The organism is Streptomyces sp. NPDC028419 (genome assembly GCF_055565515.1).
This window is the reverse complement of the sequence record NZ_JBVHUE010000016.1, coordinates 137,442-154,002: the sequence shown is the minus strand read 5'-3', so window position 1 is coordinate 154,002 and position 16,561 is coordinate 137,442. Positions and strand designations below refer to the sequence as shown.

Here is a 16,561-nt window from a genome sequence, read left to right as displayed (position 1 = left end):
ACGGGGAGCCAGTAGTACCCCTCCGCAGGGCGCGCAGCTCGTGGTACCTGCTCCCCTCCCCCCCCCCCCCCCCCCCCCCCCGGCCCGTTCGCGTACCCGCCGGCTGCGCCGCCGGCCCGCCGCTGGCCCGCCTCCGGCGGCGCCTCAAACGCCGGCGGGGCTGGATGTGGCCGGGCCGGTCGGCTTCGGTGGGGCTGGCGGTGGCTGGGGCGCTTGGGTAACTCCCGCCGTCTGGGCATCTCCCAGCCTGCCCGGCGTTTGAGGGCGTGCCGGAGGCGTGAGCCGGCCCGGCGTTTGAGGGCGTGCCGGAGGGGCGGGTGGCCGTAGCGGTTGCCTCCGGCGGCGCCTCAAACGCCGGCGGGGCTGGAGGTGGCTGGGCCGGTCGGCTTCGGCGGGGCTGGAGGTGGCTGGGCCGGTCGGCTTCGGCGGGGCTGGAGGTGGCTGGGCCGGTCGGCTTCGGCGGGGCTGGAGGTGGCCGGGTCGGTCGGCTTCGGTGGGGCCGTCTGGGCATATCCAGCCCGCCCGGCGTTTGAGGGCCTGCCGGAGGGGTGAGCCGGTCCGGGGTATGGGTGTGGCCCGGGCCCTTGGAGGGGCGCCGGGCCACGGGGGTGGGGGTCAGGCCTTGCGGAGGTGGAAGGTCAGGGACAGGGGGGCGTCCTCGAAGGCGGGGCCGTACGTGGCGTCCGGCTCGCCGGAGGCGTAGTCCGTCGAGAGGACCTCGTCCGCGATGAGGCCCGCGTGGTCCGTCAGGGCCGTGACGACCTCCGGGTCCGTGGAGGACCAGCGGAGGGCGATCCGGTCGGCCACGTCGAGGCCGGAGTTCTTCCGGGCCTCCTGGATCAGGCGGATCGCGTCACGGGCCAGCCCCGCCAACCGCAGCTCCGGCGTGATCTCCAGGTCCAGCGCGACCGTCGCGCCGGAGTCGGAGGCCACCGACCAGCCCTCGCGCGGGGTCTCGGTGATGATGACCTCCTCCGGGGTGAGGGCCACCGTCTCGCCGTTCACCTCCACCTCGGCCGTACCGGACCGCAGCGCCAGCGACAGCGCCGCCGCATCCGCCGCCGCCACCGCCTTCGCGACGTCCTGCACGCCCTTGCCGAAGCGCTTGCCCAGCGCCCGGAAGTTCGCCTTCGCCGTCGTGTCCACCAGGGACCCGCCGACCTCCGACAGGGAGGCCAGGGAGGAGACGTTCAGCTCCTCCGTGATCTGGGAGTGGAGGTCGGGGGAGAGGGCGTCGAAGCCCGCCGCGCCGACCAGCGCCCGCGACAGCGGCTGGCGGGTCTTGACGCCCGACTCGGCCCGGGTCGCCCGGCCCAGCTCGACGAGCCGGCGCACCAGCAGCATCTGCTGCGAGAGCGAGGCGTCGACCTGCGCGGCGTCCGACTCCGGCCAGCTGGAGAGGTGCACCGACTGCGGGGCGTCCGGGGTCACCGGCACGATCATGTCCTGCCACACCCGCTCCGTGATGAAGGGGGTCAGCGGAGCCATCAGCCGGGTGACCGTCTCGATCACGTCGTGCAGGGTCCGCAGCGCGGCCGCGTCGCCCTGCCAGAACCGGCGGCGCGAGCGGCGCACGTACCAGTTGGAGAGGTCGTCCACGAAGGAGGAGAGCAGCTTGCCCGCCCGCTGCGTGTCGTACGCCTCCAGCGCCTCGGTGACCTCGCGGGTCAGCGCGTGCAGCTCGGAGAGCAGCCAGCGGTCCAGCACCGTGCGGTCGGCCGGGGCCGGGTCCGCGGCGCTGGGCGCCCAGTTCGACGTACGGGCGTACAGGGCCTGGAAGGCCACCGTGTTCCAGTACGTGAGGAGGGTCTTGCGCACGACCTCCTGGATCGTGCCGTGGCCGACGCGGCGCGCCGCCCACGGGGAGCCGCCCGCCGCCATGAACCAGCGCACGGCGTCGGCGCCGTGCTGGTCCATGAGCGGGATGGGCTGGAGGATGTTGCCCAGGTGCTTGGACATCTTGCGGCCGTCCTCGGCCAGGATGTGGCCCAGGCAGACGACGTTCTCGTACGAGGACTTGTCGAAGACCAGCGTGCCGACCGCCATCAGGGTGTAGAACCACCCGCGGGTCTGGTCGATCGCCTCCGAGATGAACTGCGCCGGGTAGCGCTTCTCGAAGATCTCCTTGTTCTTGTACGGGTAGCCCCACTGCGCGAACGGCATCGAACCCGAGTCGTACCAGGCGTCGATGACCTCGGGCACGCGGACGGCGGTGAGGGCGCAGCCCTCCGCCGTGCAGGGGAAGGTCACGGCGTCGATGTACGGGCGGTGCGGGTCCAGGTTCGAGTGGTCCTGCCCGGACAGCTCGCTCAGCTCCGCGCGCGAGCCGACGCAGGTGAGGTGGTCCTCCTCGCAGCGCCAGATCGGCAGCGGGGTGCCCCAGTAGCGGTTGCGCGAGAGCGCCCAGTCGATGTTGTTGTTCAGCCAGTCGCCGAAGCGGCCCTGCTTGACCGAGTCCGGGTACCAGTTCGTCTTCTCGTTCTCCCGCAGCATCGCGTCCTTGACGGCGGTGGTGCGGACGTACCAGGACGGCTGCGCGTAGTAGAGGAGCGCGGTGTGGCAGCGCCAGCAGTGCGGGTAGCTGTGCTCGTAGGCGATGTGCTTGAAGAGCAGGCCGCGCGCGTCGAGGTCGGCGGTCAGCTTCTCGTCGGCCTTCTTGAAGAAGACGCCGCCGACCAGCGGGACGTCCTCCTCGAAGGTGCCGTCGGGGCGGACCGGGTTCACGACGGGCAGGCCGTACGAGCGGCAGACCGCGAGGTCGTCGGCGCCGAAGGCGGGGGACTGGTGGACCAGACCGGTGCCGTCCTCGGTCGTGACGTACTCGGCGTTCACGACGTAGTGGGCGGGCTCGGGGAATTCGACCAGCTCGAAGGGGCGCTGGTAGGTCCAGCGCTCCATCTCCCTGCCGGTGAAGGACTCGCCGGTGGTGACCCAGTCCTCGCCCAGCGCCTTCTCCAGCAGCGGTTCCGCGACGACGAGCCGCTCGTCGCCGTTGGAGGCGACGACGTAGGTGACCTCGGGGTGCGCGGCCACGGCGGTGTTCGACACCAGGGTCCACGGGGTGGTCGTCCACACCAGCAGGGCGGCCTGCCCGGCGAGGGGCCCGCTGGTCAGCGGGAAGCGGACGAAGACGGAGGGGTCGACGACCGTCTCGTAGCCCTGGGCCAGCTCGTGGTCGGAGAGGCCGGTGCCGCAGCGGGGGCACCAGGGGGCGACCCGGTGGTCCTGGGTCAGCAGGCCCTTGTTGAAGATCTCCTTGAGCGACCACCACACGGACTCGATGTACTCGGGGTCCATGGTCACGTAGGCCTCGTCGAGGTCGACCCAGTAGCCCATGCGGGTCGTGAGCTCGGCGAAGGCGTCGGTGTGGCGGGTCACCGAGTCACGACACTTGTCGTTGAACTCGGCGATGCCGTAGGCCTCGATGTCCTTCTTGCCGTTGAAGCCCAGTTCCTTCTCGACGGCCAGCTCGACGGGCAGGCCGTGGCAGTCCCAGCCCGCCTTGCGCGCCACGTGGTAGCCGCGCATCGTGCGGAAGCGGGGGAAGACGTCCTTGAAGACGCGGGCCTCGATGTGGTGCGCGCCGGGCATGCCGTTGGCGGTGGGCGGGCCCTCGTAGAAGACCCATTCGGGGCGGCCCTCGGACTGCGCCAGGGTCTTGGCGAAGGTGTCGTTCTCGCGCCAGAAGTCCAGGACGGCGTGTTCCAGGGCGGGCAGGTCGACCTGAGCGGGCACCTGGCGGTATTGCGGCGGGGTGGTCATGAGGCGTTCTTCCTCCGGCGGCGTGAGATCTCCGTCGGAGGGACGAGAGCGTGCTCCCGCGGTACCACCCTCCTTGGCCCCCGGACGGATCCGACGACCCCCTCATTGGGGTGCGAGCCGGGTCTAGTCGCCCTGCCGGTGCCCGGGGGGCACCTGCGGACTTTCTTCCGGCGGCTCCGGGGTGATCCTTCGCATCGCGCTCGCCCCCGGGCTCTCACCGTCCCCGGGTCGCTCCTGGCTGCGTCCGACGCTACTCGTCCCCATCCATGCCTTTCGCTGGGCCCAGTGTACGGGCCGGGGGGCCGCTCGGCAGACCGGTTTACGGGGGGCGCGAGGGGGGCGTGGAATTGACCCGAACGGGCTGACGCGCCCGCTCGGGCTCCGGCGCGCCGGTAGGACCGGATTATCGGGCCCGGAGCTGGGCACAACGGATGCAGTCGGCCTCGGCCGACGCGTGCCCCGTTGCCGCGGAGCCGAAGTCGATTTATCGTCCCACCACGATTCGCGTGCAATATCACAGTATGTGAAGGGGCCGCGGCCATGGTGGCGAAGAAGACCGCCGCGAAGAAGACGGCGTCAGTGAACGAGGCGTCCGTGAACGAGGCGTCCGCGGAACCGGTGAAGCCGGTGAAGAGGGCCGCGAAGAAGGTCGCGGCCGCCAACAGCACGGCCGGGACCGTTACGGCCGGGACCAGCACCGCCGAGACCAGTACCGCCAAGAAGAGCACTGCCAAGAAGATCACTGCCAAGACCAGTACCGCCAAGAAGAGCACCGCCAAGACCAGCACCGCCAGGACGTCCGCGAAGAAGGCCTCGGCCGCACCGGCCGCGGAAGAGACGGGAGCCGGGAAAGTGGTTGCCAAGAAGAGCACGGGCACGTCCAGGAAGACGGCCGAGGCCGCGACGAGCGGGCTGCCCAAGACGCGGGCGGCGGCCGCCGTGGCCGCGACCGAGCCGGGCGGCCTCGCCGTACGGCCGGGCGAGGAGCCGTGGACCCCGCAGGAGGCCGCGGAGGCCCGTACGGAGCTGACCGCGGAGGTGCTGCGGCTGCGCGGTGAGCTGGCCGCCTCCGAGCAGGCCATCTCGGGCCTGATGCGGGACTCCGGCGACGGCGCGGGCGACGACCAGGCCGACACGGGGACCAAGAACATCACCCGCGAGTCGGAGATGGCCCTCGCTGCCAACGCGCACGACATGCTGGAGCAGACCGAGCGGGCCCTGGAGCGCCTCGAAGCGGGCACCTACGGGCTCTGCGAGAACTGCGGGAAGGCCATCGGCAAGGCCAGGATGCAGGCGTTCCCGCGGGCCACGCTGTGCGTCGAGTGCAAGCAGAAGCAGGAGCGTCGCCATTAGCCCGCGGACGGCCCGCGCGATCGGGGCGGCCTGGGGCGGCACGGGAAGGGGTGCCTGACGTACCCTCTTGTTCTGTTCAGGGTCCCCGGGAGCCTGGCAGTTTCCTGGTCGAGCTAGTTCGAGGGACTCACGTGACAGAGGCGGAGCGCATCATCGGTACGCCCGAGGTCGGGGACGACACTCCCCAGCCGGAGTCCGAGCAGCCCAAGGGGCACCGCCGGATCGCGGCGCTGCTCATCGTGGCGGTGTTCGCGTACCTCCTCGACCTCGGCAGCAAGATGCTGGTGGTCGCGAAGCTGGAGCACCAGGCGCCGATCCGGCTGGTCGGCGACCTGCTCAAGCTCGACGCGATCCGCAACCCCGGCGCGGCCTTCGGCTTCGGCGAAGCCTTCACGATCATCTTCACCTGCATCGCGGCCGGTGTGATCGTCGTGATCGTGCGCCTCGCCCGCAAGCTGTACAGCCTGCCCTGGGCCATCGCCCTGGGGCTGCTGCTGGGCGGTGCGCTCGGCAACCTCACCGACCGGATCTTCCGGTCCCCGGGGGTCTTCCGGGGCGCCGTCGTCGACTTCATCGCGCCCGCGCACTTCGCCGTCTTCAACCTCGCCGACTCGGCGATCGTGTGCGGCGGGATCCTGATCGTGCTGCTGTCCTTCAAGGGCCTGGACCCGGACGGCACCGTCCACAAGGACTGACCGGGGCGGGGCGGGGGACGCCCCGAGCATGATCGCGGAACGGGTGTGCGGTCTCGTCCGGCATACTCGACGGGTGAGTACGATTCCCGAGATCCGAACCCTGCCCGTGCCCGATGGCCTCGAAGGCGAGCGCATCGACGCCGCCATCGCCCGTATGTTCGGGTTCTCCCGGACGAAGGCGGCCGAGCTTGCCTCGGCCGGGAAGGTGTCGGTCGACGGCAGCGTCGTCGGGAAGTCGGAGCGGGTGCACGGCGGCGCCTGGCTCGAAGTCGAGATGCCCGCCCCGCCGCGCCCGGTCGAGCTGGTGGCCGAGCCCGTCGAGGGCATGGAGATCGTCCACGACGACGACGACATCGTGGTCGTCATGAAGCCCGTGGGCGTCGCGGCCCACCCCAGCCCCGGTTGGACCGGCACCACCGTCATCGGCGGCCTCGCCGCCGCCGGGTACCGGATCTCCACCTCCGGCGCCTCCGAGCGCCAGGGCGTGGTGCACCGCCTCGACGTCGGCACGTCCGGCCTGATGGCCGTCGCCAAGTCCGAGCGCGCCTACACCTCCCTCAAGCAGCAGTTCCGCGAGCGCGTCGTGGACAAGCGCTACCACGCGCTGGTCCAGGGCCACCCGGACCCGATGAGCGGCACCATCGACGCGCCCATCGGCCGGCACCCGTCCTCGGACTGGAAGTGGGCCGTGACCCAGGAGGGCAAGCCCTCGGTCACCCACTACGACCTCATCGAGGCGTTCCGGGCGGCCTCGCTGCTGGACATCAAGCTGGAGACCGGCCGTACGCACCAGATCCGCGTGCACATGTCGGCGCACCGGCACCCCTGCGTGGGCGACCTCACCTACGGGGCCGACCCGACCATCGCCAAGCGGCTGGGGCTGACCCGGCAGTGGCTGCACGCGGTGCGGCTCGGCTTCGAGCACCCGGCGGACGGCCAGTGGATCGAGTTCGAGAGCACCTACCCGGCCGACCTGCAGCACGCGCTGGACGTGATCCGGGCCGAGAGCGAGTGAGCGTGGCGGGGTACGAGGTCCGGGTCGCGGAGTCGGAGGCCGATCGCGCGGCCTGCTTCGCGGTGCGGACCGAGGTCTTCGTGATCGAGCAGTCGGTGCCGGAGTCGTTGGAGTACGACGCCTACGACGCGGGTGCGGTGCACGTCCTGGCGGTGGGGCCGGGGGGTCCGCTGGGCACCGGGCGGCTGCTGTACGGTGCGGCGGCGGTCGGCAAGACCGGCTCGCCGGACGTGGGCTCGCTCGGGCGGCTGGCCGTGACGAAGGCCGCGCGCGGGCTGGGCGTCGGTGCGGCGCTGGTGCGGGCCATCGAGGCGGAGGCGCTGCGGATGGGGCTCGGCGGGGTGGATCTCGGGGCGCAGACGCATGCGCTCGGGTTCTACGAGCGGCTCGGGTACGTGGCGTACGGGCCGGAGTTCGACGATGCGGGGATGCCGCACCGGGCGATGCGGCGTCCGCTGCGCTAGCCGTTCGTCGTTCTGCCCTCAGACGCCGGGCGGGGATCCCGCCTGCGGCGGGGCGCGCTGCCGCCTGCGGCGGGCTGGTGTTGCCTCCGGCGGCGCCTCAAACGCCGGCGGGGCTGGATTTGGCCGGGCTGATCCGGACTCCGGCGGGGGCCTCAAACGCTGGCGGGCGCGGGATGTGGCTTCGCCACGGCTACGGGTTGCGAAGACTCCGTACGTCCAAATGCCTCAGCACCCGGTCCACAATCTCCGGATCCGCCCCCGGCTCACTCCGTGCCGCGAGCACCTCGTGGCGGGCGGCGGACATCATCTCCCGCTGGATGCGCTGGATGTCCCGGATCCGCTCCACCCGCTTCGCGTACGCCTCGCGCCGTTCCTCGTCGACCATGTCGGGGCTGATCCTGGCCCCGACGTCGTAGGCCCGCCGGTGCAGCTGTTCGACCAGCTCGTCCGGCAGCTCCTCCATCCGCTCGATCTCCTTCAGCCGCCGCTTGGCGGCCTTCGCGGCGCGGATGGCGAGGGTGCGCTCGTAGTCCCGCTCCGCGTCCACGTCCGCCTCCACCCCCAGCCGGCGCACCAGCCACGGCAGGGTCAGCCCCTGGAGCACGAGCGTCACCATGATCACGGCGAAGGCGATGAAGACGATCTCGTCGCGGGCCGGGAAGGGGCTGCCGTCGTCGGTCTTGTACGGGATGGCCAGCGCCAGCGCCACGGAGGCCACCCCGCGCATCCCGGCCCACCACATGACCACGCTCTCCCGCCAGGTCAGCGGGATCTCCTCGTCGACGTCGCGCCGGTCGTGCAGCTTCTGCGCCAGCCAGGACGCGGGCATCAGCCACAGCAGCCGGACGCCGACCACGACCGCGATGACGACCGCCGCCCAGCCGAACATGGACCACTCGCGGCCCGACGCCGTCCCGAAGACGTGGTGCAGCTCCAGGCCGATCAGCCCGAAGGCCACACCGGTGACGAGCATGTCGACGACTTCCCAGAAGGTGTGCCCGGCGAGCCGGCCGAGCACGTCGTCGGCGTCCGTCGCGTACTCGGCCAGGAACAGCGCGGTGGTCAGCACCGCCAGCACGCCCGAGCCCTGGAGCTCCTCGGCGACCACGTAGGCGACGAACGGCACCAGCAGGGTCAGCCCGATCTGGAGCGTGGCGTCGCCGAGCCGCCCCATGAGCCGGTTGGCGGCCCAGCCGAGCGCCAGCCCGACGATGACGGCGACGACGGCGGACAGCACGAACTCGCCGAGCGCGTCCGGCCAGGAGAAGCTGCCGCTGACGGCCGCGGCGACGGCCACGTGGTAGAGCACGATCGCGGTCACGTCGTTGAAGAGGCCCTCGCCCTCCAGGATCGACACCATCCGGCGGGGCAGCCCCAGCGCGCCGGCGACGGCGGTGGCCGCGACCGGGTCGGGCGGGGCCACGAGGGCGCCGAGCGCGACGGCCGCGGCGATCGGCAGCCCGGGCACGACGGCGTGCGCGACGCCGGCCACGGCGGCGGTGGTCACGAAGACGAGCGCCACGGCGAGCAGGAAGATGGGCCGGATGTTCGCCGCGAACTGCCGCCAGGAGGTGCGCTGCACCGAGGCGTACAGCAACGGCGGCAGGACGAGCGGCAGGATGAACTCGGGCGGGATGTCGACGTTCGGCACGGCCGGCACGAGCGCCAGCACCACCCCGCCGATGGTCATCAGCACCGGCGCGGGCAGCCCGAGCCGATCGCCGAGCGGCACGGAGACGACGGCCCCGAGCAGGAGTACGAAGAGGAGGGCGAGCTGGTCCACTCCCACACCCTGCCGCATCCGCCGGCGCTCGGCCCACAGGCGCACCCTCGGCCCCGACCGGCCTGCGCGATCTGTACCAGACCTTGTGCGTCCCCTGCGGATCGGTTCGGTCGGCTCCCGAAGCGGTCCGGGAGAGCCACAGACAGAACCGGCCGTCAGTCCGAAGACTGACGGCCGGTCCCTTTCTTCACGTCCTCGGCGAGCCCGCTAGCGCGGGTCCTCGACGAGGAACTCGATCGTCTCGATCACGTACTCGCCGTACGTGAAAGCGGCGCTGATCTCCTGGTACTCCGTCCAAACCTCCGGAGCGACCGCCGTCAAGCTCGCCACGTGCAGCCGCAGCAACAGCCGGAACGCCAGCTCGGCCGAGACCGTCCGCGCGCAGACGGCGAGTACCTCACGCCGCTCGACGGAGAGCGGCGCCGCCGTGACGGCCCGCAGCACCCGGTCCCGTAGTTCCGGAACCTCCCACTCCGGATCCGTCTCGGGCTGGGCGCTCCCGTGCGTCCGCTGCCAGTCGCGGGTGACCGCCTGGAAGCGGCGGAGCAGGTCACGCCCGGACTCGTCCGGCCCGAACAGGTAGTTCTCGGACGTCGCCGCTTCCCAGAGCAGCTCGATCTGCCCGTCGCTCAGCGCCGAGCTGATCAACAGCGAGGCGTCGTGATCCAGGGCGGTGGCCTCCTCAGTGGACCCCACCGACCCGAGGAACACGTCTTCGAGTTCCCCGACGTAGCCCCAGTCCTGGTGGAAGGCTCCCGCCAGCCGGGTCAGGCCGAAGTCGAAGTCAGTGAATCTCTTGCGGGGCATGTCTCTCCTAGATCGGGTAGATCGTTCGGATGTAGTACCCACCCTTGGCGCGTGTGTCCCTGGCCAGCTGGATGTAGTACTTGGCCCCGGTCGCGAACTCCCGTCCGTCGGCGTGGTAGAGCGTGCCAAGTGAGTCCTTGCCGTACTGACCGATGAAGTCGAAGGTGCTTTCGTTCGGCCTCTTCGTCATCCAGGTCCCGATCTTCTTCGCGTGCTGGGTCACAGCGGCATTGGCCACTTCCTGGGCCATATCCTTGCTCGACCAGACGCTGTTCTTCAGACCCTTCTTCGTCGCGGCCAGGGCCTTGGCCGCCGCCGCGTCCAGGCCGACGTGATCGTCGAGCGTGTGGGCCAGGCCCGGGTAGTACTGCTTCGCCAGGGTCAGGCACGACAGGTTGTGCACCAGGACCGGTGTCGTGTCCGCCAGCACGTAGTACGAGTGCAGTTCGTTGACGGTCAGGTTGTACGCGGCCTGCTGGGTCTTCCAGCGGTCGACCTTGCCGATTACTGCCGACCGGCCGTCCGGCGTGCGCAGGCTGTCCCCCGTGTTGAGCTCGCCCGCCGGGGTCCACTTCTGAGTCTTCTCGGTCCAGAAGAGGTGGTGGTCCGTGACGGTCAGGGAGCCACCGCCGCTCGCGGAGTCGAGGGTGATGCCGGTGAAGTCGCGGTCCTCCGGGGTGTAGATCGTATTCAGAATTTTGCGCGGCCCGGTGACCCCCGACTCGGGGTCCGTGGCCAAGACCGTGTCGCCGATACGGACGTCCTCGATCGGGCGGTGGGAGCCGTCACCCATCAGGACCGGGGTACCGGCCGGGAAGCTGTCGCCGACCGGGTTGCACGGCAGCAGCTTGGCGAACTTGTTGGTGTCAACGACAGCCTCGATGCCCCGATAGCCCCACTTGAGCACCTTGAGGGACTTGCCCACCGGGATCACGCCGACCACGGCCATCGCGCAGTCGCCCAAGCTGGGGTCCTGAATGCACTTCTTGATGTCGTTGAGGCCGGTCAGTTCCCACACGATGCTGCGGATCGTCGGGTCGATCTTCGGCATCTCCAGCACCGCTTCGCCCGGTGCCATCAGACAGTTGCGCCAGGCGAACTCCTCGCGGGTGGGATGAGGGACGCAGCGCCGCTTCTTCTTGTCCTTCTCCGCGTCCGCCTTCTGCTTGCGTTCCGCCTCGGCCTGACGGCGGGCCTCCGCCGCCTCTGCCTCGCGCAGCTTCTGGACGTCGTTCCAGGCCGCGATGGCCAGGTCGGCCGCCTCCGTGGCGCTCTTGCCCGCTGCCAGCGCGGAGTCGCGTGCCTTGGACGCGGACTCGTTGGCCTCGACCGCGGAGTCACGGGCGTACTGCGCTGAGAACTCGGCCTGCGAGGCCGACTCCTCGGCCGCATCCGCGTCCCGGTCGGCTCGGGCCGCCGCGTCGCGGGCGGTGGCCGCGGACTTCGCCGCCTGGGTGGCGCTGGTCTGCGCGCTGGTGGCGGAGTTCTTGGCATCGGTGGCGTATTTGTCCGCCGCCTTGGCCGAATTCACGGCCTCCTTGGCTGCCGCGTCGGCCTCGATCGATGCCTGGTTGGCCCGCGCAGCCGCCTCGGCTGCCTTCCAGCGGCTCTCCATCGCCTTGGCGGCGATGCCCGAAGCCTCGGCGATCAGCTGTTCGACCTGGTTGACGTGATTCGCCGCGAGCTGGTCCTTCCGGTCCGCCATGTACTGGCCCACCTCGACGAAGTCGCGCAGTTGGTCGGCCGGACCGGCAAGCGCGATCTTCGCCGCGGACTGCACCTCCGGACCACCGGTGGTGACCAGCTTCGATGCGGTCACCTCGTCGTCGGACAGCCGTGCACCGTACTGGCCGACCGCGATGAACGTGGCCAACGCCTTGCCGGAACCATTGGCGAGAGCCGCCTTGGAGGCGGTCTTCACACTCGGACCACCGGCGTTGTTGATCTGGGAGACCTGGACGGCAAGGTCATCGGCCCCGACCAGGTACTGGCCGGTCGTGTAGAAGTCCATGACCTGCTGCGGAATCCCCTTGAGGATCTCCACGGCCGCACTCCGGACGTTCGGGGAGGGGCTCTGCGTGGTCAGCTGGACGACGCGGTCGCGGATCTCCTCGACGCCTGCACGCTTCCAGCCGGTCTTCAGGTACTCCATGACGTCCTGGTCGGTGCCCGAGAGTGCGGTGGCTGCGGCCTCCTGGCTCCACGCGCCGCGCAGCTTCAATGCCTTGAAGGCTAGCTGACGTCCCTGGGACGCGAGTGCCTTCACGTCCGCGCCCGGCTTGGCCGCCTCGGCGGCGAGGGCACTCGCAGTGGCGTCCAGTGCCACCGCGTCCACCTGCTGGGACGCGGAGGCGGCGATGGTCTGCTCGGCCTGCGCCTTGCGGGACTTCGCCCGCTCGATGCCGGCCTCGGTCCGGGTTGCCAGGTCGGCGGTCTCGGTCTCCCGGGCGAGCGCGAAAACGTCCTGCGCCGTCTTGACCGCCTTGGCGGCGACCTCTGCGGCAGTCTTCGCCGCTTCCGCGTGCCGTTTCGCCGCCACGGCCGCTATGGCTGCGTCACCAGCGTGTTTGACGGCCTCTTCGGCCGCGGTGGCCGCGTTCTCCGCGTGCGTGGCGGCGGAGTTGGCCGCGTCCCGCGCCCCGTACGCCGCGTTCGCGGAACGTTGCGCGAGGCTGGTTGCGGTGTTCGCCGCACGATTGGCGGCGTTGGCGTGGCGACGGGCGTCGGCAGCGGCGTTACGGGCTTCCGCCGAGGAATTGCCGGCTGCATCCGCGTAGTCGTTGGCCTGTTCAGCCGCATCGGCGGCGGCGTTGGCGTTGGCACCCGCGCTGCGCGAGGCGCTGGCCGCCCGTCCTGCGGCTGCCGAGGCCAAGCCCGCCTGGTTGGCGGCGAGTGCCGACTGCCGTGCCAGGCCGGCGGCGGCTCGCGCCGTGGCGGCGGCACCCTTGGCCCGCTCGGCGTTGGCAGCATCGTTGCCCGCGGCGATCGCTGCGTTGTACGCGTCGTTCGCGGCATTGGCGGCGGCCGCGGCAGCACTCGCAGTCTGGGCCGCAGCCAGCGCCGCGATGCGCGCGGCGCGGTTGGCGGCGTTGGCCGAACCGATCGCCTGCTGGGCGGCAGCGGCGGCGCCGCGGGCCGCGTCGGCAGCCTGCTTCGCCTTCACCGCGGCCCGGTTGGCGTCATTCTTCGCCGCCTGGGTCTCCTTCGCCGCCTTCTCTGCGGCTTCCTTGGCCTTCTCGCCTGCCGCGACCGCCTGCGCCGAAGCCTCCTCGGCCGCCTTCATCGCGTCCTCGGCCTGCAGCCCGGCTTGCTTCGCCTGATCGGTGAGCTGAGAAATCGTGGCGTGCTCCTGGTCACGGTTGCGGGCGACGAACTGCCCGATCTCCAGGAACTCGGTTATGTCCGCGGGGGTCCCGCGCAGCGCGACCTTCGCCGCTGCTTGCACGTTGGGACCACCGGTCGTCACCAGTTTCGAGACGGCGACCTCGTCGTCCGTCTCCCGGGCCGCGTGCTGACCGGAGGTGAGGAACTCTTCGCGGTCCTCGGGGGTGCCCTTGAGAGCTGCCTTACCCGCCTCCTTCACCCCGACGCCACCGAGGTTGATGATGCGGGAGATCTCCACCTGACGGTCGGTGTCGAGTGGTTCCTGCCAGCCGTTCTGCATGAACAGCTTGAGGTTCTGCGACGTGCCCTTCAGGGCATTCTTGGTCGCTTCGCGGACACCCGGGCCACCAGTGGCGAACAGGCGGCTGGCCTCGATGTAGTTGTCGTCGTACTCGATGACGGGGCCGTCCTCGAGGAACTTCTTCACGTCGGCGTCGGATCCCAGGAGCGCCCGCTCGGCTGCCTCCTTGATGCCGGTGCCGCCGGTCTGCCAGTACGCGACGGCCTGGGTCCGGTCCGACAGAGCGGGTGCCGCGTCCGGGTTGCTGTCGTCACCCGCGTAAGCGGGCGACGCCCCCAGCAACCCGGCCACCAGGGTCGCGGGCAAAAGCACCCCGCTGACGCTCCGGAATGCCGCCGTACCGAGCCGACTCCGCTTCCTGCGCCCGGTTCTGAGGCGCGCTGCCCCACTGAACACCATTCGCCGTTTCATCCGGCTGAGTCCCCCTTGTTCGGCGTGACGATTAACACGTATGCAATTGCCATGGACAGGTCACGTCCATCCCCGGCTGGCGTCGCCCGCACGAACCCTGCGGCGCGTGATTCGCTGCCCATTGCCCCCTTTCAGGCATCCATACGGCAAGCGAGGACACGTGCAGGCCTCAATGGGCGGAGAGTTCGGAGCGTTCAGTGGATCTTACATATGCTTTACTTTCGGAAAACCTACGGGTGCCGCTCTGTGCCGGCCCCGTTCTGACCAGGGGGAAATGCATGGCGATCACCCGTGCCCGCAAGGCACTGTTCACCGGTCTCACCGGCGCGATCACGGCAGCCGTTGGGATTGTCACCTTCGGTGTCGCGCACGCCGATCCGCAGGCCCCGGCGTCCCCGTCGGAGATACCCTTCGCCGTCGAGGACTTCTCTTACCCCGACGCCGCGAAGGTCCTGACGGAGCAGAAGATCACCCTCAAGCGAGGGGACGGCCACATCCTGCTCGTCGACTGTGCCGCCGGCGCCCCCGACATCACCGTCAAGTCCCGTTTCGCGCAGAAGAATTTCTGCTTCGATGTCACGGGCGCCAAGGGGTACCTCACTCTCGAAATCCCGGACGCCTTCGGCATCTGGACCCAGGAACACCCCGTGCAGGCGAAGATCACTGCTGACGGCCAGGAGACCGTGGTCAACGCACCCGCCAACGACTACAAGCCGTTTGGTGAGGCAGGCAGCTCCGAGACGCGCTCCGTCCTCGTCGAGCTGCGCGTCACCGGCTGACCCGCCAGAGCGCACAGCACCTCCCGAACACTTACACGTGGCCGCCGCGTCGCGCCTCAGCCGTCAGCCGGAGTCCAGGCCATCGCGTACCACCGTGCCGCGGCACAGCTTGACTTCCCCCTGCTCGGCCGCCGTGGCGGCCGGTGGGACGCAGTCGATGCAGCGCGGACACCACACGGTCACCACACCCAGCCAAGGAAGAGATATGTCCCTTACGCCGCCACGCTCCGCGTGGACCGCCAGCGCGCTCGCCGCCACCACTCTGACGGTTGGACTGTTGAGTGCCGTGCCGGCCCAGGCCCTTACCGGCTCTGAACCGGCGGCTGGTCAGTACACCGCTGTCGTCAAGCTCAACATCGGTGACGAGGCGAACAGTCGGGCCTGTACGGGAACTCTGGTCGACGCTTCCTGGGTCCTGACCGCTGCGAGCTGCCTAGCCGCCACACCCGGCGAGGCGGTCCCGGCTGGTAAGCCCGCGCTGAAGACCACCGCGACCCTCAGCAATGGAACGGCCGTCGAGGTATCGGAGGTAGTCCCGCGAGCCGACCGTGACGTGGTCCTGGCCCGGCTGGCAGTCCCGTCCACGGGCATCAATGCCGTCAAGCTCGCCGCCACCGCCCCTGTCGCCGGTACGGATGTGACCGCGGCTGGGTTCGGGCGGACGAAGACCGAGTGGGTGCCCGGCAAGCTTCACACCGGGGCGTTCGCCGTCAACAGCGCCGACGCCACGGCCCTCGCCATCACCGGTAAGGGCGCCGACGCCCTCTGCAAGGGCGACACGGGTGGGCCGCTCCTGAACGCGGCCGGTGAGCTCGTCGGCGTCAACTCCCGTTCCTGGCAGGGTGGCTGCCTCGGCACATCCTCTACCGAGACCCGTACCGGAGCCGTCTCCACCCGCGTCGACGGCCTCAGTGAGTGGGTGCAGTCCACGCCGGGGTTCGTGATCAAGTCCGGTGAGGTCATCCCGTCGGGTACCACGCTGTTCGGCAAGAACCTGAAGCTGAGCATGCAGGCCGACGGCAACATGGTCGTTTACCACAACAGCGGTGGCGAAGGTAAGGGCGCCGCACTGTGGTCCAGCAACACCTACAACAATCCCGGCGCGTACGCGGTCATGCAGACCGACGGCAACTTCGTCATCTACACGAAGACCGGTGGTGACGGGAAGGGCGGCCACCTGTGGTCCACCGCCACTTTTGCCAACCCTGGCGCCTTCCTCACCTTCCAGAACGACGGCAACGTAGTCGTTTACAAGAAGGACGGCGGTGAAGGCAAGGGCGGTGGGCTGTGGTCCACCGACACCTACCAGCGCTTCGGCCTCCTGGCCAGCGACGGCCGGTACGGCGCCGGGTTCTGGATGGACAGCCCCGACAAGATCACCGTCATGACCCGCGAAGGCCGCATGTACATCTGGGACAAGCGCACGGCCAAGCAGGTGTGGAGCAACAACGTCGCCGCCGGCGGCGACGGTTCCTACCTCCACATGGGCAAGGACGGCAACCTCGTGGCCTACCGCAAGGGCGGCGGCGACGGCATCGGTAACTCCTTCTGGTCCACTGCCACCTTCGGCAACCCCGGCGCTTATCTCACCTTCCAGAAGGACGGCAACCTCGTCGTCTACAAGAAGGACGGCGGCGAAGGCAAGGGCGGCGCGATCTGGGCCTCCGGCACCTTCGGATAACCCTTACTCGCCAGTATGACCCGGGTGGGGGGGGGGGGGGGGGGGGGGGGGGGGGGGGGGGGGAGGGGGGAGGGGAGGGGGGGGGGGGGGGAGAGGGGGGGGGAGGGGGGGGGGAGGGGGGGGGAG

General features: G+C 70.3%; 10 protein-coding genes. 6 read left to right on the top strand and 4 right to left on the bottom strand.

What is annotated here, in order from left to right; all coding sequences use genetic code 11:
- Positions 1–615: 615 nt before the first annotated feature.
- Positions 616–3,762, bottom strand: a complete 3,147-nt coding sequence (ileS, locus tag ACZ4UB_RS20245; RefSeq protein WP_468071872.1) for an isoleucine--tRNA ligase — start codon at positions 3,760–3,762, stop codon at positions 616–618.
- Between the two features lie 540 nt (positions 3,763–4,302).
- Between ileS and ACZ4UB_RS20240 the strand changes: the two genes are divergently transcribed.
- The 4 genes from ACZ4UB_RS20240 (at position 4,303) to ACZ4UB_RS20225 (ending at position 7,289) form a co-directional block, all read left to right on the top strand.
- Positions 4,303–5,115: a TraR/DksA family transcriptional regulator gene (locus ACZ4UB_RS20240; protein WP_468071870.1), complete on the top strand. Its 813-nt coding sequence runs from the start codon at positions 4,303–4,305 to the stop codon at positions 5,113–5,115.
- A gap of 131 nt (positions 5,116–5,246) precedes the next feature.
- On the top strand, positions 5,247–5,810 hold the full coding sequence (lspA, locus tag ACZ4UB_RS20235; protein WP_354383914.1) for a signal peptidase II: 564 nt from the start codon (positions 5,247–5,249) through the stop codon (positions 5,808–5,810).
- 73 nt (positions 5,811–5,883) lie between these two features.
- On the top strand, positions 5,884–6,825 hold the full coding sequence (locus ACZ4UB_RS20230) for an RluA family pseudouridine synthase (RefSeq protein ID WP_468071868.1): 942 nt from the start codon (positions 5,884–5,886) through the stop codon (positions 6,823–6,825).
- Positions 6,822–7,289 (top strand): GNAT family N-acetyltransferase, encoded by a 468-nt coding sequence (locus ACZ4UB_RS20225; RefSeq protein WP_468071866.1) that lies wholly within the window; start codon positions 6,822–6,824, stop codon positions 7,287–7,289. Before ACZ4UB_RS20230 ends, ACZ4UB_RS20225 begins: the two co-directional genes overlap by 4 nt.
- Positions 7,290–7,479: 190 nt before the next feature.
- Here ACZ4UB_RS20225 and ACZ4UB_RS20220 read toward each other — a convergent pair whose 3' ends face one another.
- The 3 genes from ACZ4UB_RS20220 to ACZ4UB_RS20210 form a co-directional block, all read right to left on the bottom strand.
- A complete protein-coding gene (locus ACZ4UB_RS20220; protein WP_468071864.1) occupies positions 7,480–9,072 on the bottom strand; it encodes a Na+/H+ antiporter in 1,593 nt (530 codons plus the stop codon).
- A 207-nt stretch (positions 9,073–9,279) separates the two neighbouring features.
- Positions 9,280–9,879, bottom strand: a complete 600-nt coding sequence (locus ACZ4UB_RS20215; RefSeq protein ID WP_468071862.1) for a hypothetical protein — start codon at positions 9,877–9,879, stop codon at positions 9,280–9,282.
- A gap of 7 nt (positions 9,880–9,886) precedes the next feature.
- Positions 9,887–13,876: a polymorphic toxin-type HINT domain-containing protein gene (locus ACZ4UB_RS20210; protein WP_468071860.1), complete on the bottom strand. Its 3,990-nt coding sequence runs from the start codon at positions 13,874–13,876 to the stop codon at positions 9,887–9,889.
- 377 nt (positions 13,877–14,253) lie between these two features.
- Here ACZ4UB_RS20210 and ACZ4UB_RS20205 point away from each other — a divergent pair, with 377 nt between their 5' ends.
- Together ACZ4UB_RS20205 and ACZ4UB_RS20200 are read left to right on the top strand one after the other, a co-directional pair.
- Entirely contained in the window at positions 14,254–14,754 is a 501-nt protein-coding gene (locus ACZ4UB_RS20205) for a hypothetical protein (protein ID WP_468071858.1), read from the top strand.
- A 286-nt stretch (positions 14,755–15,040) separates the two neighbouring features.
- Positions 15,041–16,435, top strand: a complete 1,395-nt coding sequence (locus tag ACZ4UB_RS20200) for a trypsin-like serine protease (RefSeq protein ID WP_468071920.1) — start codon at positions 15,041–15,043, stop codon at positions 16,433–16,435.
- Positions 16,436–16,561: the final 126 nt, after the last annotated feature.